Genomic DNA, 19,988 nt, shown 5'->3' on the forward strand with positions numbered 1-19,988 from the left:
AGTTGCTAAAGAATTTTAAGGCTATCCCAAATATCGTCAACACGTTCTTTGGTGGCTTTATCCATTACTATTGGTTCACCCCATTCACGGTCGGTTTCGCCTACCCATTTATTAGTCGCGTCCATACCCATTTTAGATCCAAGGCCCGATACCGGAGAGGCAAAATCTAGGTAATCTATTGGAGTGTTTTCAATCAACGTTGTATCACGCGCTGGATCCATGCGCGTTGTGATGGCCCAAATAACATCTTCCCAGTCGCGAGCATTTATATCGTCATCGCACACAATTACGAACTTGGTATACATAAACTGGCGCAAAAACGACCATACTCCCATCATTACGCGCTTAGCGTGACCAGGGTATTGTTTTTTCATTGTGACTACCGCCATGCGGTACGAGCAACCTTCAGGCGGCAAATAAAAGTCCACAATTTCGGGAAACTGTTTTTGTAATATTGGTACAAATACTTCATTAAGTGCAACACCTAAAATAGCGGGTTCATCAGGCGGACGGCCAGTAAATGTGCTGTGATAAATAGGATCTTTACGGTGTGTAATGTGAGTTACGGTCATAACAGGGAAGTCATCAACTTCGTTGTAGTAACCTGTATGGTCGCCATAGGGGCCTTCTGGCGCCATTTCGCCAGGCATAATATGGCCTTCAAGTACGATTTCGGCACTGGCAGGCACTTGTAAGTCGTTTGAAATTGACTTTACCACTTCAGTTCGGCTTCCACGCAATAGCCCTGCAAATGCATATTCGCTAAGCGTATCTGGTACAGGAGTTACTGCACCTAAAATGGTCGCTGGATCGGCGCCTAACGCCACCGATACTGGATAAGGCTGACCAGGGTTTTCTTTACACCACTCTTGAAAGTCGAGCGCGCCGCCGCGGTGCGACAACCAGCGCATAATTATTTTATTTTTACCTAATAATTGTTGGCGATAAATACCCAGATTTTGACGTTTCTTGTATGGCCCTTTTGTGACGGTTAAACCCCATGTAATCAAAGGGGCTGCATCACCTGGCCAGCAGTGTTGAATAGGTAGTTTTGTTAAGTCGACGTCATCACCTTGTAAAATCACTTGCTGACAAGATGCTTTTTTGATTTCTTTAGCGGGCATGTTCAGCACTTTTTTAAATACAGGAATAGATCCAAGTGCTTCTTTAATGCCTTTTGGGGGCTCGGGCTCTTTTAAAAACGCGAGTAGTTTACCCACCTCACGAAGTTCATTTACGTCTGTTTGGCCCATACCCATAGCCACTCGCTTCGGTGTTCCAAATAAATTGGTAAGCACCGGCATGCTGTGCCCTTTTGGGTTTTCGAATAATAAGGCAGGACCTTTTGCACGCAGTGTGCGGTCAGAAATTTCGGTCATTTCAAGATACGGGTCAATTTCTTGGGTGATGCGTTTAAGCTCACCTTTTTTTTCAAGTAAATTGATAAAATCGCGCAGATCTTTATATTTCATTATGGGCCGCTATTAAGCAAAAGAGTTGAACTATTATACCCATTTCATGCAAAGCAAGTCATTACACCTGCACTTAAAACTTAAAGCGCTCTACGGCACTTGTTAAAGAGTGTGCAAGTTGATTTACGTCTTCACTTTCGCTTGCTAGGGTGGTTGCGTTATTGGCATTTAAAGTGGCATGTTCGGTCACCTTAGCCATTATTTTTTGAATATCATCACTGTTTGTTAACTGTTCATGAGAAGCTGTAGCAATTTGCTCACTCATTTGGTTAATTGACAGTAACGTCCCTTTTATACGCTCAACCGCTTTATTTAGTTCAGCACTGTTTTCAACACACTGTTTAGCTTGTTGTTGGCCATCGTTAATTTCTTTCTGCGTTGTTTTTGTGTGTTGCTGCAGCGTTTGGATCATGGTGTGAATTTCGCTTGTGGAGCTCTGTGTACGTGCCGCTAATGAGCGAACCTCGTCAGCAACCACAGCGAAGCCTCGGCCATTTTCTCCGGCTCTTGCCGCTTCTATAGCTGCATTTAATGCAAGTAGATTAGTTTGCTCTGCAATGCTGCTAATAGTATTTACAATTGCGCCAATTAAATCTGTAAATTCGGCCAGCTCTTCTGTGCTACTTACCGCTTTATCTAATCGATTTAAGAGTGCTTCAATACTTAAACTGTTGTCGTTGGCTATTTGGTTTACGTCGTTAGCAAACTGAGAGGCGTTGGTAATTTCGTTAGATGCATTATCGGCCTGCTCATAGACCGCTTGCGAATTGTTTAGCATGCTATGCGCAAGCTCTGTGGCTTGTGCGCTTCGTTCTAATTGCTGCTGAGCAACAATGGTCATCTGTTGGCCCTTTTCACTTGTTTGAATGGCCGATTTATCAAGCTCGTGAGCATCATTACTAATCGCTTTTATAAGGTGGGTCAAATCATCGCTGAGCTTATTGATGTTGTTAAGTAAAGTGCCAAATTCATCTTTGCTACGCGGTTGGCTGCGTTTAGAAAAATCACCTGAGGCAATACGTGCTAAATCGCTATTTACTTTTTTAAGTGGTTTTAGCATGGCATTAGTTGTAAAAATTGAAATAACAATAAGTAAACCAATAAGTACAATCGCAATTATAATGACAGAGCTAGAACCCATATTAATTGCCGACTTAGCACTGCTTTGCAGAGTTTTAAAACGCTCGTCAGCCAGTTTATTAAGCTGTAATAATTGGCTTTCTGTGTCTATAAACTCTTGTTGAAAACGCTCAAAACTTTGCTGTGCCATTTGGGTGTTTTCAAGCGCTTTATTTTGCTGGGCGTAAATACCGTCGGGCCCATTCAATCGTGTTCTTAAGTTATTAAATTGCTCGGTAAATTGAGCCGCGTTTAAACGCTCACCTAAGGGAGTGGCTTGCTGCTCTAAATACACAAAGTTTGGCTGGATATTATCAAGTAAAAATTGGGTATCTTGTTGGTGGACGTTTAAGTCGCTGACACTGGTCGTTTGCGTAATACTTTTAATATTGTTGCTTAAATTAAAGAGTAAGTCGTCAATGCGTGTTGCTGTGCCAAATACAGAGTTTAGTAACGACTGCTGCTTTGCATTTATCTCTATGAGTTCTATATCGAGTAAGGCATTACTGAGGTTACTTAGCTCATCACCAAACTCTTTAATTAGTGAGGTAGCAGCCGACTGCGCCGTAAAACGCTGTTCTTTGGCATTAAACATGTTTGCGCTTGTTTTGCTTAGTTGCTCAAAGTTTTTTGAAGCGTCAACTAGCAAAGTTTGCATGTTTTGCTGACCTGTCAATTGTGGCTTAAGTGCATTGAGCATATTACTGAATTCTTGTTGCTCGCTAAGCGCTTCTTTTTTATTGGTCAGTAATAAATCAGGTTTTGTTTGACTATAAGCTAGTGCATTGAATTTGGTTATAGAGAGAAGCGATAATCTTAAGTCTTTACTGACTTGTTGAGCTGGAACAGCAAGGTTCTCTATTCGTGAGGTAGTCGTGCTTATTTTATTTAAGGACCAGTAAAAAAATAAGCTACTGATAAGCATTAATAGACCTATAGCACAAAAGGCTAAAATTATTTTATGTTTAATGGCAATAGAACGCATAACTTCATCAACAAAATTAAGACTTTTTTTAGTGTAGCAAGTTTTTTAATTTGTTGTTAGTAGCTTGTTGTTTTAAGGTGCAGTGATATTTTTTGCCTAAAATTATAAGCATCGCTTCAGCGCCTTTTCCCCAAAAAAGTACTTTTTTATTTATATACTTATTTCCAGACGCGCTTTCTTCATGAGAAAGGTTGTATATTTTATTATTGAAGGTGAGCTCTGCTTCTTGGTTTTTTAACGTACTCAGTACTGCTTTCTTGTTATTACATACGTAGTGTGTGCTTGTTGTTTTTTTACTACATCCAATTAAACTGAGTAAGCAAGCCATTAAAACAAGTGTTGCTTTCATTTTCCCTTCCTTAATATATTTTACCCGCTATTTTACTTAAGAATAACAGGGCAAAATTAACCGTTGGTGAAAGGCGCGCTTTACGTTATGTTGATTAAATTATTTATAAGCTAGGGTCTGTTGATCTTTTCGGATTGAAATTTGTTCAAACTAGGGGCTATTTAATCGTGGCGCGAGGTTTGTAACCTAGTGGACTAAGTAAAAGCCGAGCAACAAAAAGTAAGTAGCCCCTAGGAAGAACCCATCGGGCAGCGCCTGTTTGGTATTAATGCTACGTTATCGCCAATTTATGGGGAATAACCACACTGCATCGGCTCTGCCTTGCCTAAATACCAAACAGGCTGCTGCAAATTTAACATTGAAAGAACAACAGACCCAAGGAAGCAAAATGGCAGGCACTAACCTTTTAACATTATTAGATGACATAACGGCTTTACTCGATGACATTGCAACCATGAGTAAAATAGCGACAAAAAAAACAGCAGGTGTTTTAGGAGACGATTTAGCGCTGAATGCACAGCAAGTAATGGGTGTGTCAGCCGACAGAGAGCTGCCCGTTGTATGGGCGGTAGCAAAAGGATCATTTTTAAATAAAGCAATCCTTGTTCCTGCGGCGTTGATGATCAGTGTTTGGCTTCCATGGCTCATTACACCACTTTTAATTTTAGGTGGGTTGTTTTTATGTTTTGAAGGAGCTGAAAAAATATTTGCGCGATTTTTACCTCATCATGATGAGATTGCAGATGGCGAAAAAACACTTGATTTAGTTGAATATGAAAAACAAAAAATAAAAGGTGCGATACGGACAGACTTTATTCTATCGGCCGAGATCATTGTTATTACGCTTGGTACTGTCGCGGGCCAAACATTACTCAATCAATCCTTAGTTCTTTGTGTAATAGCGATTGTTATGACTATTGGTGTTTATGGACTTGTAGCTGCAATTGTAAAACTTGACGATGCAGGCTTGTATTTGGTAAATCAATCTAAAGTGTCTGGCAGTGCGGTTAAAGAGTTTCTGGGTAAAAGCTTGCTTGCGGCAGCACCACGACTTATGCAGTTTTTAGCTTTTGCAGGTACTGTGGCCATGTTTTTGGTGGGAGGCGGTATTTTATCTCATGGTATTGAGTTATTACATCATGCACAACTTAATGTGATTAGTTATGCGCAGTCAATACTAGGCAATATAGGTGAGCTATTAGCCCCGCTAGTCTTTGATGGAGTGCTAGGGGTTGTTGCAGGGCTAGTTATTGTGCTTTGCAATGTGGTTTATACAAGGTTATTTAAAACAAATAAGTAGAGCCGTGCTTTCTGCCCTACATAATTGATTCACATGTTATAAATTTACACAACTGCTCAAGTTCGTAGGTTGCTTTACTATTACCTTGAGCAATTGCTTTTTTATACCAGTAAATAGCTTGTTGTGTGTTTTTGTCTGCACCTTGGCCGTCTCGGTACATTTGTGCAAGGTTAAGCTGCCCCCATTGAGAGCCTGACTCTGCAGCAAGTTTAAAGCTTTCTAAGGCTTCTTCAAATTGCCCATCTTTAAAGTACATAATGCCTTGCTGGTTGTTTTTATCTAGCTTTAAACCTTTGTATAAAGGCTTAGGTTTAGGCGGAAACATCACAAACCCACCATACAAGCTATTAGCGTGTGGGCGCAGCACATCGTAAATCACGTCATTATTATATAAGCGCTTTACCTCATCACGGGGTAAGGTAATTGTGCTTGTTGAAAAATAATCGCGTTGTACTAATAAACTGGTGCGCATTGCCGTGGTTATGCCTCGGTTGCGTTTATAGCTGTAATTGCTTACTTGAAAAGTAATAAATTGCTCGTCAAAGCTGAGTACTTGGGCCACTTTTAAATTTGTTAGCGTCCATGGTTCGTGAGTAAATTTATCAGCGTGAACTAAATATGTATCAAATGCCTGTGGGTTACTTAAGTAGTTGTATTTGATTGCTTGGTTGTCGGTGTATTGTTGGAAAAAATACACTATTACCCACAATAATAAAATTAAGCCAATCCCGTATTTTGGCAGGCTTAGTTTTTCAATTAAGGGGAGTTTTTTTATATTAATGGCTTCGTTATGGCCACATTGGTAGCATTCGCGCTTGTAATTTAGCTTTAATGGTACGATAGGAATAATCGTAAAACGTAAGTAGCGGCTATGGTTTACTAAGTGATAGCTATCGCTTTGGCAGCTTGGGCAGGACTGCGTTTGTGAAAAATGAGGAAAAGACTGACCGGTGTTGAAAAGCAGCATGCAATAATGCCCCGAGTTTTAATTTCTATTAAAGTAAAACAAGGGGCATATTTTTTAAAGCAACAAACTGTAAGTAAGTATGTCTGTTACTCTTTTGTTGTTATTTTTGGTTTAATTGTTGTTTTTGCGTCTGCTGCCATAAGCGCAAATACCGCATAGGTTGCTGTATTTTGACGAAGCTTTGCTGGCGTTACTTTATCAAGCGTGTCGTCAGCGGTGTGGTGATAATCAAAGTAGTCTGTACCATCTTGGGCCAGCTCAAAAATAGGTGCCGACACCGCATTTTTAAATGGAATGAGATCAGGTCCGCCGTTAGCTTGGTTTTTACCAATGTACTCAACATTTAAAGGGGCAAGCTCTTTTGCGATAGCACGTACTACAGGCAGTGACGCTGCATCTACATTTGATTCAAAACCGTAAACTACATCAGCGCCAAAATCAGACTCTGCAGCAGCGACAATATTGTGTAAATTGTTTTTATGTTTCGCAAAGTACGCTTTTGCACCCCATAAACCAAGCTCTTCAGCGGCAAAAAGGACAACGCGAATACTGCGTTTAGGGCGTTTTACATCGCTAATATGTTTAGCAGCCGCCATAGTCAATGCAACGCCGGCACCGTCATCAAGTGCGCCTGTGCCTAAATCCCATGAGTCTAAATGCCCGCCAATTAATACGTATTGCTCTGGGTTTTCGGTACCGTTAAATTGGCCTATAACATTGTAACTAGTGCCTTCGCCAAGGTTTTCGGTTTGTACATTTATATTGACCGATACATCTTTGCCTAAAGCGACTAAGCGAGCAATTTGATCGGCATCGGGGTTAGCAATGGTTACGTTAGGTATTTTTTTAACGCCTTCTTTATAATAGCTTCCGCCGGTGTGGGCAAAACGGTGATGACCTGTACTTACTGACCGCATCATGTAGGCAACAGCCCCTTTTTTAGATGCTTCAATTGCTCCGGTGGCACGTGCTTTTACAGCGGGTCCATAACCATTGCCGTCTATATCGCGATTCATTCTGTAGTTAATGTAAGCAATTTTGCCTTTTAAACTATTAGCCGGTGCTGCTTTTAGTTCATCAAGTGTTTCGAATAATTTAATCGGTGCGCTGATACCTCCTTTAGGTGTGCTTATGCTATTACCTAGTGCAGTTAAATGAAGGGGTTGTTCGCTAGGTGTTAATATTTTTCCACTTTCGCTGTAGCGGCGCCATTCTGGAAAGGTCGCTTCTTCAAGCCATACTTTATCAAAGCCCAGTTCTTTAAATTTAGCTTGCGCCCAAGCAACGGCTTTTTTATCGTTTTCGGTGCCAGGTAAACGCGGGCCAACTTCGGTTGTTAGTGACTCTAATAGCTCATAGCTTAAGTGGCTATTAAGGGCTGTGGTACGCACTTTATCTACTTGTTGTAATTGATTGCTTGTAAATTCGTTGCTGCTGGCAGTAGCTGCCATACTACTGGTAAGGAGTAGTGCGGTGATGAGATTTTTCATGGTAATTAGCCTTATTTATGATTGCGGCTATTAAAACATGTAATAAAGACGTAAAAAAATAGATGAGATGAATGAGCTGCTTTAAGTGATCAAAAAAGCCCGCGTATTTTAAGCGCGGGCTGGTAATTAAAGCGCTTAATTAAAAGCTAAACTGTGCAGCTAGTCTTACGTTAGTGCCTTCACCTATTGTTACGTTATTTGTTCCACCACCGGCTAGGTATTCTTCGTCAAATAAGTTTTCTATGTTTAGGCGTAAGTTAACATCGGTTTTGCTTACTTTAAGTTTGTAAGTTGCACCTACATCTACGCGTGTGTAGGCATCTTTAATAATCGTGTTGTCACTATCTGCAAAACGCTCACCTTCGTAAAATGCACCGGCATTAAATGCAATCGCGTCGTTAAATTCGTAACGAGTCCAAAGTGATGCAGACCATTTAGGGGCATCGGTAGGGCGCTTACCTTCTAACTCTTCGTCACGTTCGTAATTTGCATCTAGGTACATAGTCGATGCCATTATAAATAAACGGTCGGTTGCCGCACCTTGTGCTGTTAGTTCAATCCCTTTATGGCGTTGTTCACCAATTTGGTTTGTTTCAGAAGTTAGATCACCCACTGGTACTTCAAGCGTTTCTGTAACTAGTGTGCCATTTTTACTTATATCGAAAAGCGCACCACTTAGCATTAAGCGATCATCAAATAACTGCCACTTAATACCAATTTCTTTTTGCTCAGAGGTAACGGCATCTAGCTTCATCCCATTATTTATATCGTCTTCGTTTACAAGAGTATCACTGCCTTGAGGTTCAAAACCTTCAGAGTAACTCGCGTATACCGTCGCTGATGCATTAGGATGATAAAGCACACCTATTTTTGGCACAAACGATTCATTATTGGCATCTTCACGTGTTTGTTTATCGTAGCGGCCACCAAGCGATAGCTGCCACTGTGGCGAAAACGTGATTAAGTCTTGAACATAAATACCGTAGTAGTCGTATTCTGTTTCGCTGATAGTATCATCTGTTTTATAGCTGACAGTTGGGCGACTTGGCTCTGTTTGACCAGATATAAAATTAAATGAATCAGCTGAGGTGCGACGCTGTCCATAATAATAATCAAGCGAGTTAGCACCAATGAGTAATTGATGATGAACGCCTGCTGTTTCAAATTCACCGATAAAGTCGATAAATGCGGTTTTAAATTGCCAGTCGTCAAATCGGTCGTAAGGGCGAGACTCATAGCTGTCGCCTTCAACAAAATTACTCGGCTTACGTGGAGCTGACTCAAAACGTTGGCGTTCAAATGTTTGTTCGTTATAACCCAGCTTTACTTGCCAGTTATCGTTTAAAAATACTTGAAAATCAATGCCCGCATTTTCTACCGTTATGTCGGTAAACGCCCAAGACATATCGCGAATAGTTTTATCGTCGCCAATAACGTTGGCGTTGTCGTCTATCCATGCACCTGTGTCTAAACCTGCTTCGTCGTCTGTGCGGTCATAATGAACTCGAACAAGAGCATTGTCGCTAATATCGTAATCAACAATCAACGCACCTAAAAAGCGGTCACGCTCGCGGTTTTCACCGTTTTGGTATTCGCGCCAGTAATCAACATCTTGCTTAACTAAAATACCGCGTGCACGTAAATCTTCTGCATCCGTTAAAGCGCCTGCAGCATCTATCATAAAGCGTGTTGAACCATGCTGATCTACATCGGCACTGGCATTAAATAATGTGTGTGCTGTCGGCTTTTTAGTGACCATATTAATTAGGCCACCAGGACCTGATTGACCATATAAAATGCTTGATGGGCCTTTAATAACCTCTACTTGTTGTAAAATTTCAATGGGTTGTTGATAGTGCGACCAATGCTGATGCCCGTCGCGTAAATAACCGGTTGATGAGCTGAGTTCGAATCCACGTAAGTTAAATACTTCACGGTTACGTTGTTTTGAACCGGCCGTTAAGCTTGCATCGTTTGAAAGTACTTCACCTAATGTTGTTGCAAGTTGTTCGTTGATAATAATGTCGCCAATTACAGTCACTGATTGAGCTGTATCGAGTAATGAAGTTGACGTTCTCATTGCACCATTTGCGTTATCTACTTTGTAGTCATTAAAGTAACTTCCTTTGACTTCTATATGTTCAAGGTCGGTAGAATTTGCATATGTATTTGTTGTTATTGTTGCCAATAGTGCGATGTAAAGGGAACTCAGTTTCATTTGATGCTTCCAGCTCAGTATTTAAATAAAAAGTGAAGCGCAATCTTAATGAAAATAAATATCATTTGCAATATGTTTTTATTAACAATATTTTATAATGTGTTTGCTAATGGTTGCCAATAACGAATTCTGCTATTATTAGCGACATATTTAGTGGGACTTTTCCCGCGTTATTTTTACTGCTATGGAATTTACTGTGACTTCAACTGCTTTTTCATCTTTGGCTTTACCAGCTGGACTTGTTGATAATTTATCGACGCTTGGCTACGCCCACATGACACCTGTACAGGCACAAAGTTTGCCTCCTGTACTTGAAGGTAAAGACATCATTGCTCAGGCAAAAACGGGTTCAGGTAAAACGGCTGCGTTCAGTTTAGGTGTGCTTGCTAAATTAAACGTAAAACGTTTTCGTATTCAATCGTTAGTATTATGCCCAACACGTGAGCTTGCCGAACAAGTAGCTGTTGAAATGCGTAAACTTGCTCGCGGTATTCATAATATTAAAATATTAACGCTATGTGGTGGTGTATCAATTGGCCCACAAATTGGGTCGCTTGAACACGGTGCACATATCATTGTTGGTACACCAGGGCGTGTAGATGACCATATTCGCAAAGGGACATTACGGTTAGATGATGTAGAAACATTAGTACTAGACGAAGCCGATCAAATGCTTGATATGGGTTTTCAAGATACCCTTGATGCGATTATTGAATGCATTCCACAAAACCGCCAAACGCTTTTATTTAGTGCTACTTTTCCACGCGCAATCGAAGCGATAGCAAAGCGTGTACTTAGTAACCCTGAAATGATTAAAGTAGAAGAAGAGCAAGAAAAAAGCACAATAAAACAGTACTTCTACAAAATGGATAATAACAAACAGCGCTATCCAACACTTAAATTACTATTACTTAAATTTACACCACAAAGCTGTGTTGTGTTTTGTAATACCAAGGTAGAAACGCAGCAAGTGTGCGACGATTTAGCCGATGAAGGCTTCAGCGCTGTGGCATTGCATGGTGATTTAGAACAACGTGACCGAGAGCGCACTCTGATTCATTTTGCTAATAAAAGTGCGTCTATTTTAGTTGCGACAGACGTTGCAGCACGTGGTTTAGATATTGACGATATGGATATGGTAATCAACTACCATTTAGCGCATGACCCGCAAACACACGTTCACCGTGTCGGGCGAACGGGTCGCGCGGGTAAAAAAGGGATTGCTTGCTCAATTTATGGTGATGCGGAGCAATTTAAAGTAGCGCAAATTGGTGATCATTATGAACGCGACTTTGAGCCTGAACCAATGCCTTCATATAATTTGTTGGATAAACCACCGTATAAACCAGACATGGTCACTCTGATGATAGACTCAGGTAAAAAGCAAAAAGTGCGTGCTGGTGATATTTTAGGTGCGTTAACGGGTAAAGACGGTATTGCTGGGCGTCAAGTAGGTAAAATCAATGTTCTTGATAACGTCGCATTTGTAGCTGTTGAACGTAATGCGTCTAAACCGGCACTTCGTAAATTAACCGAAGGTAATATAAAAGGGCGCAAAATTCGTGCTCGTCGCCTAACGCGTTAATCAAGTTATGAGCGAGCAGCCGGTTTAAGCTGCTCGTACTCTACTTTTATTTGCTTAAATGCATTCTCGCAGCCAGTAGGTTTGTCTGGGTGGTTCGCCAGTGCAAGCTGTCGCCAACGTTTTTGTAATTCTTTAAGTGAAAAATCATTTGTTAGCTGCCACTTTGCCAAAAGTGTGTCAAAGTGATCTTCTGTTAAAGCTGGCGCGCTATTTACCCTCTTAAACTTTTGCCAAAAACTTGTGAGTAGCTCATTAATTTGCTCTTCGCTTGCTTCGTAATTCCCCCAGTCTAAATAATAATCTTTTAAGTTAGATTTAAGCGTTGCTGGGTTTTCTATATCCGTTTCAATGAACTCTATATGAAGTGTTGATATTAAGAGACTTTTAGGGTGAAGTTGTTCCTGTAGTTGATACAATGCATTCATAATTAAAAAATTACGCTTAAATAAATCACGTTCAGGGTTTTTATCAAGTGGCTTAATTGTACCACAATTAATAAGCTCAGCTGCTAGGATATGAACTTGCCACACTTTTTGGGTTAATATTAAGTCAAATATTCGGTCAATCAGTGGGTTAAGCATTGTTTAGGTCCTAGTATTTAGTGTATCTTCAGTACAGATTACATTGTTACACGTAACAATTTGAAGGATTAAAATTATGCATGGCAAGCTCAAGTGCCTCTTATTCATTGTATGCAGTTTGTTCTATTTGCCAAGTTATGCTCAACAATCAGAACCATTATTAGAAGAGTTTAAACAACAACAACAATGGGATGCAAAGCTTGAATTGGGTAACGCCTTACTTAATAACCAACGTATTACAGCTCAAAGTCGTGCTGAAATATATGCAGGCCTTGCCGATACTGCGCTGTCGAGCGGCCACTATAGTGATGCTTTTAATTACTTTAAATTATTAGAGCAAGAAACTTCTGGATCACTTTTTCCTAGCGAGCACTTTCGTGCGATTAAAATGCAAGGTGTTGCACTTTTTTATCAAGGCTTGTTTAAACAAGCAATTACTCAATATACCCGCGCACTTGATATTGCAAAAATTAATAACCAACCATTAGAGCAAGCAAACTTATTGAATAATATTGGTTTAGCTTATTTTAATATGCATAAATTAGTAGCAACGCTTGATTACTACCTAAAAGCAAAAGAGATTTACGAAAAAGTGGGTAGTGAACAGGATAAAGGCGATATTTTAATTAACATAGCGGGCGTGTATATACGCTTATCTCGTTATGAAAATGCCATGAGTATTTATCAAGACGTGTTAAAAATTTTTCGCAAGTTAGATGATAATTTGGGTATTGCTATGGTGCATAATAATATGGGGGTGGTTTATTTTGAAAGCAACCAGCTAGATTTAGCGATGCATTACTACCAATTAGCAACCCGCTATTACCTATCCGTCAACAATATGAATAAGTTAGCGACTCAGTACACTAACATTGCAAACGTTAATATTATTCTTAATAAAGTGGAATTAGCGTATGAGCAAGCGCAATTAGCGATAGAGTACTCACTTAAAATTGATAATAAAAACTTAGAGCTCACTGCACTGCAAACTCTCGCAAAAGTCCAGCTTGTAAGGGGAATGTTAGATGAGGCAAAAACGAATATTGAACGCGTTTTTGAATTACTCAAAGAGCATAGTAATGATCGCATTATGCGAGATGGACTTGGCACCCATGCTTTGATTGAGGCAAGTAGGGGGAACTACGAAAATGCAATGCAGTTGCATGAAAAGTACAATAACGAACTACGCAAATTAAGAAGTGACTCTATTGTTAAAGCCTTAGCCGTGCTAGAAAAACAATTTAAAGCCACACAATTGAATCAAGAAATTAAAGAGCTGAAACAAGACCGTAAATTACAAGAGTTAAAAATGAAGCAGCGTTCGCAGTTAACGGTGTTTATTTTTGTACTGTTATTTTTAGTCATAGTGACAGGGGTTGCTTTATATCGACGCGGCGCAGAAAAACGGGCAAAACAATATTTAGCTGAACAGGTGGCGCAACGCACAGCAGAGCTTCAAGGTGTTGCCCAAGAGTTGAGAGCAGCTAATGATGTTAAAAGTCAATTTTTGGCTAATGTTAGCCATGAAATAAGAACACCATTAACGGCGATTCTCGGACAAACAGACGACTTAATGAATGGTTTATACGAGCCTGAACAGCTAAAAGATGAGTTAGCTATTATTCAGCGGCACAGTAATCATCTAAAAAGCTTGATAAACGATGTACTCGATTTAAGTAAAATAGAGGCGAATAGATTAGAGCTTAATGTTTCGTGTTTCGACATGGTGCAACTGGTAAATGATGTGCACGCTATGTTCAGTCCTCAGGCAAAAGCAAAAACCCTTCGGCTTGTGCTTGAAAATAAGGTGGGCGATGAGTTTTACACCCGCCTTGATTTAATGCGAGTAAAACAAATTCTTATCAATTTGTGTGCTAATGCAATCAAGTTCACTCAATCAGGACAGGTGGTAATTGTATTAAATAAATCAGAGCAAGGTATTGTTTTTATTGTTAAAGATACCGGTATAGGTATGAACTCCTCACAATTAAAACTCATTTTTGAATACTTTAGCCAAGCAGATAACAGCATTAGTCGGCGGTTTGGTGGTACAGGTTTAGGGCTTAGTTTATCGCAGCAGCTCGCTTCTATGATGGGCGGATATATAAGCGTACAAAGTGAATATAAAAAAGGAAGTCAATTCTCGTTCTTTTTACCTTGTGCGCAAGTATCCAGTGAACACAGTGATATTGGGCAAATAGAGCAAAATAAAAAGCAGCTAAGCGGTACTGTGCTTCTTGCAGAGGATCACGCAGATAACCGCAGATTCATTAGCCGTTATTTGCGCTCTTTAGGGCTTGATGTAATTGCAGTCGAAAACGGCGAGCAAGCTGTAGAGCAATGCTTACAAATATACCCAGACCTTGTACTTCTTGATATTCAAATGCCAATAATGGATGGGCGAGCTGCCTTTGAGTTATTGAAAAAATGTGGTTTTCAACGGCCAATATTTGCGCTCACTGCAAACGCAATGAGTCACGAAATAGACGACTACCTTACATTAGGGTTTACTGGTTACCTTGCAAAGCCATTGGATAAAGACTTATTTTATAAAACCTTGTCAGAAAATTTAGACCAAGTGCATTCAGACGGACCTAATGTATCAAGTGACATAGATATCAGTGACTTAGTAATAAGCTTTAAACAAAGTTTCAGCTTAGAAAGCGACAACATTACACAGCATTTTTTAAGTGAAGACTTTGACGCTTTGCAAAAAGATAGCCACCGAATATTAGGTGCGGCACAAATGTTTGCCTTAGAGGAAATAGCTTCAGCTGCGAAAAATTTAGACAGCGCCTTATTGCAAAAAGGCGAAAAAGATATGAAATATATTAATCAGCTTGTGTCAGAGCTCCAGGCTGTATTACACAAATATAATGAAACGTAAGTACACATTATAACAAATATAAAAAAAGCGCCCAGGGCGCTTTTTTTGTATTACTTAAATGCGTTTATTGACGTTTCATCGAATCAAAAAACTCATCATTGGTTTTACTCATTGATAGTTTATCGATTAAAAATTCCATGGCGTCAATCTCTGACATTTCATGAACGATTTTACGTAAAATCCATAGCTTTTGAAGCTCATCTGGCTTAGTAAGTAGTTCTTCACGGCGAGTACCAGAGCGGTTAAAGTCGATAGCTGGGAATACACGTCTTTCCGCAATTTTACGGTTAAGGTGTAATTCCATGTTACCAGTACCTTTAAACTCTTCGTAGATTACTTCATCCATTTTTGAGCCAGTATCGATAAGCGCAGTGGCTATAATTGTTAAGCTACCACCTTCTTCAACATTACGTGCTGCACCAAAGAAACGCTTAGGTTTGTGAAGTGCATTAGCATCAACACCACCGGTAAGTACTTTACCTGATGAAGGGATCACCGTGTTATAAGCACGCGCTAAACGCGTGATTGAATCAAGTAAAATAACAACGTCTTTTTTATGCTCAACTAAACGTTTTGCTTTTTCGATAACCATTTCGGCAACTTGGACGTGACGAGACGCAGGTTCGTCAAACGTTGATGCAATTACCTCACCTTTAACAAGGCGTTGCATTTCAGTTACTTCTTCCGGGCGTTCATCAATAAGTAAAACCATTAATGTAACGTCAGGATGGTTATGTGTGATTGATTGTGCAATGTTTTGCAGTAGCATTGTTTTACCCGCTTTTGGCGGTGCTACTAATAAACCACGTTGACCGCGGCCAATTGGTGATGCTAAATCAAGTACACGAGCAGTAATGTCTTCTTTACTACCGTTACCACGTTCCATGCGGAAACGTTCGTTTGCATGTAATGGGGTTAAGTTTTCAAAAAGAATTTTAGTACGAGAATTTTCAGGTTTATCAAAGTTAACTTCGTTTACTTTAAGTAATGCAAAGTAACGTTCGCCGTCTTTTGGTGGACGAATAAGGCCTGAAATTGAGTCGCCAGTACGCATACTGAAACGGCGAATTTGGCTCGGTGATACATAAATGTCATCTGGGCCAGCTAAGTAAGAAGCTTCTGATGATCTTAAAAAGCCAAAACCATCTTGCAAAATCTCAAGCACACCGCCGCCGAAGATATTTTCTCCGCCTTTGGCATGGGATTTTAATATGGTAAAAATGATATCTTGCTTTCTTAAGCGGGCTACGTTTTCGAGCCCCATGGACTCAGCTAAGTTTACAAGTTCTTTTATAGACTTGTCTTTTAATTCGCGTAAATGCATATTGGTGGGTTCTTTATTACAATTGTCATACTCAAAGTCGCTTTGATCGTTGAGTGAGGTTGGTTGAATATAACTAAGGATTAGTTGGCTTTATAAACTAGCAGTTCACTGGCATAGCGTCCAGTGTTTATACAAAATAAATTCAAAAAAAGGGCAAAAGCCCTTTTTTTAGTTCTAGTCTATTAGATGTTGTTATCTAAAAACTCGATAAGTTGTGTTTTTGAAAGTGCACCAACTTTAGTTGCAGCAACTTGGCCATCTTTAAAAAGAAGCAAAGTAGGGATGCCACGAATACCAAATTTAGGCGGAGTGCCAGCATTTTGGTCAATATTAAGTTTAGCAACAGCAACACGACCGTCGTATTCATCAGCAACTTCGTTAAGAATAGGGGCGATCATTTTACAAGGTCCGCACCATTCAGCCCAGAAGTCTACTAGTACAGGCTTGTCTGATTGTAATACGTCAGCTTCAAAGCTATCGTCAGTAATTTGGATTATTTTCTCGCTCATTGCGCTCTCCGATTTAGTTAGGCGAAATATTTAGTGCGTATTTAAACACTCTTGTTTCTTATTGCAAGTTTAAACGTTATGCTTAAACGCTATGACTAAGACACATTTAACCGATAAAAAGTTTTCAGACTTTGCTATCGCACCGGAAGTGGTTGCCGGTCTAACCGAGAATGGGTTTGAATACTGCACACCTATTCAAGCAAAATGCCTACCTTTTATTTGTGACGGACGCGATATTGCGGGCCAAGCACAAACGGGTACTGGCAAAACGTTGGCATTTTTAACTGCCACGTGCCATCGGTTATTACAATCTAGCAAAGCACCTAGTAAACATCCAAGAGCCCTGATCATGGCCCCTACTCGGGAGCTTGCGATTCAGATACACAAAGATGCAAAAATTTTAGCGCCACACTGTAATCTTAACTTAGGTTTAGTATATGGTGGCGAAGATTACGAAAAACAACGTGCACAATTAGAAAAAGGCGTAGATATTTTAATTGGTACGACAGGTCGTTTAATCGATTTGTACAAGCAAGGCTGTTACACCCTTAATGAAATAGAGGTTGTCGTGCTTGACGAAGCCGATCGTATGTTCGATTTAGGCTTCATAAAAGATATACGTTATATGTTTGATCGTATGCCAGATACATCAAAGAGATTAAACTTATTATTTTCTGCGACTTTATCGTACCGCGTACAAGAGCTTGCGTTTGAACACATGACCAACCCAGAACATGTACAAATTGAGCCTGACGTAAAAACTGGTAAACGCATAAAAGAAGAGCTGTTTCACCCATCGCAAGAAGATAAAATTAAGCTTTTATTAACTTTGATCGAAGAAGAATGGCCAGATAAAGCCATTGTATTTGCAAACACTAAGCACAGTTGTGAAACCGTGTATGCGTGGTTAAAAGCTGATGGCCATCGTGTTGGTATGCTAACAGGTGATGTAAATCAGAAAAAACGTCAAAGCATCTTAGCGCAATTTAGCAAAGGCGAATTAGACTTTTTAGTTGCAACCGATGTTGCCGCGCGTGGTTTGCATATACCAGAAGTAAGTCATGTATTTAACTTTGACTTACCTGATGACTGTGAAGATTATGTTCACCGCATTGGTAGAACAGGTCGTGCGGGTGCATCAGGGCATGCAATAAGCTTTGCATGTGAACAATATGCTTATAACCTACATGAAATTGAAGAATATATAGAGCACAGCATTCCTTTATCTCATTACGATAAAGCCGCTTTGTTAGACGACCTAACTAAGCCTATTATTCAAAGAAAGCGCAACTATTCAAATGGTCCTCGTAATCGTAGTAATAACAACGGACGTCGCCCAAATAATAGTTACCAAAAAGGACGGTCGTAATAAACCGTTTGCATAAGTAGTAGTAACTAGAGGTTTTTGAACGGTGGGGCAACTTATACCGCAAAAAAATGTATACGCAGTTATTGATTTGGGATCAAATAGCTTTCATATGCTTATTGCCAAATCAGTGGCTGGCGGTTTACAAACGATTGGTCGCGTAAAACGCAAGGTTAGGCTAGCCGCCGGGCTTGATAAAGATAATGTATTAAGCACCGAGGCTATGCAGCGAGGCTGGGAATGCCTCGCGCTTTTTGCTGAGCGTTTACAAGATATTCCAAATCAAAATATTACCATAGTAGCTACAGCTACATTACGCTTGGCAACTAATGCTGAAGTGTTTAAAGCGCAAGCTGAAAAAATTCTTGGCCATAAAATCAACGTTATTAGTGGTGAACTAGAGGCGCGTACCATATACAAAGGTGTAGCGCACACTTCAGCATGTACCGGCAAACAGCTCGTTATTGACATTGGTGGTGCAAGTACCGAAGTAGTGATTGGTAAAGAATTTGATGCCCTTTTATACAAGAGCCTCAACATGGGGTGTGTTACTTACCTTGAGCGTTATTTTAAAGATTGCTTATTAACACATAGTAATTTCAATACCGCTATAAAGGCCGCTCGAGCTGTTATCGATAATATAGCACCTGAATACAAAGCCGCAGGGTGGCAAATTGCATCAGGCGCATCAGGTACAGTGCAGGCTATTCAAGAAATAATGGTGGCACAAAACCTTGATGACCTTCTTACTTTAGAAAAACTAAATTCAATAAAAGAGCAATCAATTGCATTTAAAACCATTGCTGCGTTAGACCTTCCAGGTTTAAGCGAAGACCGTCGATTAGTCTTTGTATCGGGTCTTGCTATTTTGATTGCTTTGTTTGAATCATTAAATATTGAAAAAATGGGGCTTGCAGGCGGTGCACTTCGTGAAGGTGTTTTATATAGCATGGTGCCAGAGTTTCATAATAGCGATATAAGAAAGCGAACAGTTGATGGGTTTATGAGTCGCTACCATGTTGACCAAAAACAAGCATCACGAGTTTCTAGTTTAGCTATTGAACTCGCACAAAGCATTAATGAAGATTGGCCAATTAATCACTTAAATGGCTTACCCCTGTTAAAAGCCGTTGCGCAGTTACATGAAATCGGCTTACTAATAGAGTATAAGCAGTATCATAAGCATACAGCGTATATTCTAGAAAATACCGACATGCCTGGTTTTTCGCAATCAGAGCACAGGTTAATTGTGGCAGTAGCCGATGCGCATCGCTCTGATATACCAAAAGACAGCTTTAGTACGTTAGGTGCAAACAACCTTCTTGCGCAGTACATCGTAAGATTACTGCGGGTATCTGTTATTTTGTCAATGAGACGACAAGATGATGTCCTGCCAAACTTTGAATTAACTGCTAAAAATGAAGTTTTAACACTAACATTCGAAAATAACTGGTTAAAAGAACATCCATTAATGGCTAGTGAGCTACAGCAAGAGTCTAAACAGCAAAGTAAACTTGGTTGGAAGCTAGTCGTTCATTAAGTAAAAAGGCCCTTGCGGGCCTTTTTAGTGTTTAAAGTAATCGTTTCGATTAAAATACGTGCGAACAGCATATTTTTTCAAGTTTTCTTCAAAAAAGGGTTGATCTGTTTTTGGATCTCCCTATAATGCGACCCCACTGAGACGGCAGAGCAGGCAACGCTTAGCGAGCCAAGCAAACCACATTAGTGAGTCGAGTGAAACTTAGGTTTAGATTTTTATAAAGTTTAAAATTAAGTGTTGACAAAAACACAGGAAAGCGTAAGATTCGCTTCCCTTGAGTCGCTAAGGCAACTCAA

General features: G+C 40.0%; 14 protein-coding genes. 5 read left to right on the top strand and 9 right to left on the bottom strand.

From position 1 onward, the window contains the following. Positions 1-5: 5 nt before the first annotated feature. The 3 genes from ubiD to ATS71_RS04520 all read right to left on the bottom strand — a co-directional run bounded on the left by ubiD (position 6) and on the right by ATS71_RS04520 (position 3,925). Positions 6-1,472, bottom strand: a complete 1,467-nt coding sequence (gene ubiD, locus ATS71_RS04510) for a 4-hydroxy-3-polyprenylbenzoate decarboxylase (RefSeq protein WP_058403732.1) — start codon at positions 1,470-1,472, stop codon at positions 6-8. A 73-nt stretch (positions 1,473-1,545) separates the two neighbouring features. After that, on the bottom strand, positions 1,546-3,576 hold the full coding sequence (locus ATS71_RS04515; protein ID WP_058403733.1) for a methyl-accepting chemotaxis protein: 2,031 nt from the start codon (positions 3,574-3,576) through the stop codon (positions 1,546-1,548). A gap of 28 nt (positions 3,577-3,604) precedes the next feature. Then, positions 3,605-3,925 (bottom strand): MliC family protein, encoded by a 321-nt coding sequence (locus ATS71_RS04520; RefSeq protein ID WP_058403734.1) that lies wholly within the window; start codon positions 3,923-3,925, stop codon positions 3,605-3,607. Between the two features lie 388 nt (positions 3,926-4,313). Here ATS71_RS04520 and ATS71_RS04525 point away from each other — a divergent pair, with 388 nt between their 5' ends. Next, a complete protein-coding gene (locus tag ATS71_RS04525) occupies positions 4,314-5,225 on the top strand; it encodes a DUF808 domain-containing protein (RefSeq protein ID WP_058403749.1) in 912 nt (303 codons plus the stop codon). A 16-nt stretch (positions 5,226-5,241) separates the two neighbouring features. Here ATS71_RS04525 and ATS71_RS04530 read toward each other — a convergent pair whose 3' ends face one another. From ATS71_RS04530 to ATS71_RS04540, 3 genes are all read right to left on the bottom strand, one after another. Further along, positions 5,242-6,192, bottom strand: coding sequence for a tetratricopeptide repeat protein (locus ATS71_RS04530; protein WP_058403735.1), 951 nt, complete (start codon positions 6,190-6,192; stop codon positions 5,242-5,244). 86 nt (positions 6,193-6,278) lie between these two features. Further along, positions 6,279-7,682 (bottom strand): M20/M25/M40 family metallo-hydrolase, encoded by a 1,404-nt coding sequence (locus ATS71_RS04535; protein WP_058403736.1) that lies wholly within the window; start codon positions 7,680-7,682, stop codon positions 6,279-6,281. Between the two features lie 139 nt (positions 7,683-7,821). Next, positions 7,822-9,900, bottom strand: a complete 2,079-nt coding sequence (locus ATS71_RS04540) for a TonB-dependent siderophore receptor (protein WP_058403737.1) — start codon at positions 9,898-9,900, stop codon at positions 7,822-7,824. Between the two features lie 196 nt (positions 9,901-10,096). Between ATS71_RS04540 and dbpA the strand changes: the two genes are divergently transcribed. Further along, a complete protein-coding gene (gene dbpA, locus ATS71_RS04545; RefSeq protein ID WP_039038219.1) occupies positions 10,097-11,485 on the top strand; it encodes an ATP-dependent RNA helicase DbpA in 1,389 nt (462 codons plus the stop codon). Positions 11,486-11,490: 5 nt separating this feature from the next. Here the strand turns inward: dbpA and ATS71_RS04550 are convergent, their stop codons facing one another. Then, entirely contained in the window at positions 11,491-12,066 is a 576-nt protein-coding gene (locus tag ATS71_RS04550) for a DNA-J related domain-containing protein (protein ID WP_058403738.1), read from the bottom strand. A gap of 76 nt (positions 12,067-12,142) precedes the next feature. Between ATS71_RS04550 and ATS71_RS04555 the strand changes: the two genes are divergently transcribed. Further along, positions 12,143-14,953 carry a tetratricopeptide repeat-containing hybrid sensor histidine kinase/response regulator gene (locus ATS71_RS04555; protein ID WP_058403739.1) on the top strand — a complete coding sequence of 937 codons (2,811 nt, stop codon included), beginning with the start codon at positions 12,143-12,145 and terminating at the stop codon, positions 14,951-14,953. Between the two features lie 64 nt (positions 14,954-15,017). Here ATS71_RS04555 and rho read toward each other — a convergent pair whose 3' ends face one another. Then, complete coding sequence (gene rho, locus ATS71_RS04560; RefSeq protein WP_006792445.1) at positions 15,018-16,277, bottom strand: transcription termination factor Rho; 1,260 nt, start codon at positions 16,275-16,277, stop codon at positions 15,018-15,020. A 182-nt stretch (positions 16,278-16,459) separates the two neighbouring features. Then, positions 16,460-16,786, bottom strand: a complete 327-nt coding sequence (gene trxA / locus ATS71_RS04565) for a thioredoxin TrxA (protein WP_006792444.1) — start codon at positions 16,784-16,786, stop codon at positions 16,460-16,462. 91 nt (positions 16,787-16,877) lie between these two features. Between trxA and rhlB the strand changes: the two genes are divergently transcribed. Then, positions 16,878-18,155 carry an ATP-dependent RNA helicase RhlB gene (rhlB, locus tag ATS71_RS04570; protein WP_006792443.1) on the top strand — a complete coding sequence of 426 codons (1,278 nt, stop codon included), beginning with the start codon at positions 16,878-16,880 and terminating at the stop codon, positions 18,153-18,155. Between the two features lie 43 nt (positions 18,156-18,198). Further along, positions 18,199-19,692 (top strand): guanosine-5'-triphosphate,3'-diphosphate diphosphatase, encoded by a 1,494-nt coding sequence (gppA, locus tag ATS71_RS04575; RefSeq protein ID WP_058403740.1) that lies wholly within the window; start codon positions 18,199-18,201, stop codon positions 19,690-19,692. The last annotated feature ends 296 nt before the right edge of the window (positions 19,693-19,988 follow it).

Origin of the sequence: Pseudoalteromonas sp. H71 (assembly GCF_001468485.1) — a bacterium.
Taxonomy (GTDB): Bacteria; Pseudomonadota; Gammaproteobacteria; order Enterobacterales; family Alteromonadaceae; genus Pseudoalteromonas.

What these genes read in the sequence shown, in the direction of transcription:
- ubiD (WP_058403732.1), bottom strand. Translation starts at nt 1,472, where the DNA reads ATGAAATATAAAGATCTGCGCGATTTTATCAATTTACTTGAAAAAAAA.
- ATS71_RS04515 (WP_058403733.1), bottom strand. Translation starts at nt 3,576, where the DNA reads ATGCGTTCTATTGCCATTAAACATAAAATAATTTTAGCCTTTTGTGCT.
- ATS71_RS04520 (WP_058403734.1), bottom strand. Translation starts at nt 3,925, where the DNA reads ATGAAAGCAACACTTGTTTTAATGGCTTGCTTACTCAGTTTAATTGGA.
- ATS71_RS04525 (WP_058403749.1), top strand. Translation starts at nt 4,314, where the DNA reads ATGGCAGGCACTAACCTTTTAACATTATTAGATGACATAACGGCTTTA.
- ATS71_RS04530 (WP_058403735.1), bottom strand. Translation starts at nt 6,192, where the DNA reads ATGCTGCTTTTCAACACCGGTCAGTCTTTTCCTCATTTTTCACAAACG.
- ATS71_RS04535 (WP_058403736.1), bottom strand. Translation starts at nt 7,682, where the DNA reads ATGAAAAATCTCATCACCGCACTACTCCTTACCAGTAGTATGGCAGCT.
- ATS71_RS04540 (WP_058403737.1), bottom strand. Translation starts at nt 9,900, where the DNA reads ATGAAACTGAGTTCCCTTTACATCGCACTATTGGCAACAATAACAACA.
- ATS71_RS04550 (WP_058403738.1), bottom strand. Translation starts at nt 12,066, where the DNA reads ATGCTTAACCCACTGATTGACCGAATATTTGACTTAATATTAACCCAA.
- ATS71_RS04555 (WP_058403739.1), top strand. Translation starts at nt 12,143, where the DNA reads ATGCATGGCAAGCTCAAGTGCCTCTTATTCATTGTATGCAGTTTGTTC.
- rho (WP_006792445.1), bottom strand. Translation starts at nt 16,277, where the DNA reads ATGCATTTACGCGAATTAAAAGACAAGTCTATAAAAGAACTTGTAAAC.
- trxA (WP_006792444.1), bottom strand. Translation starts at nt 16,786, where the DNA reads ATGAGCGAGAAAATAATCCAAATTACTGACGATAGCTTTGAAGCTGAC.
- rhlB (WP_006792443.1), top strand. Translation starts at nt 16,878, where the DNA reads ATGACTAAGACACATTTAACCGATAAAAAGTTTTCAGACTTTGCTATC.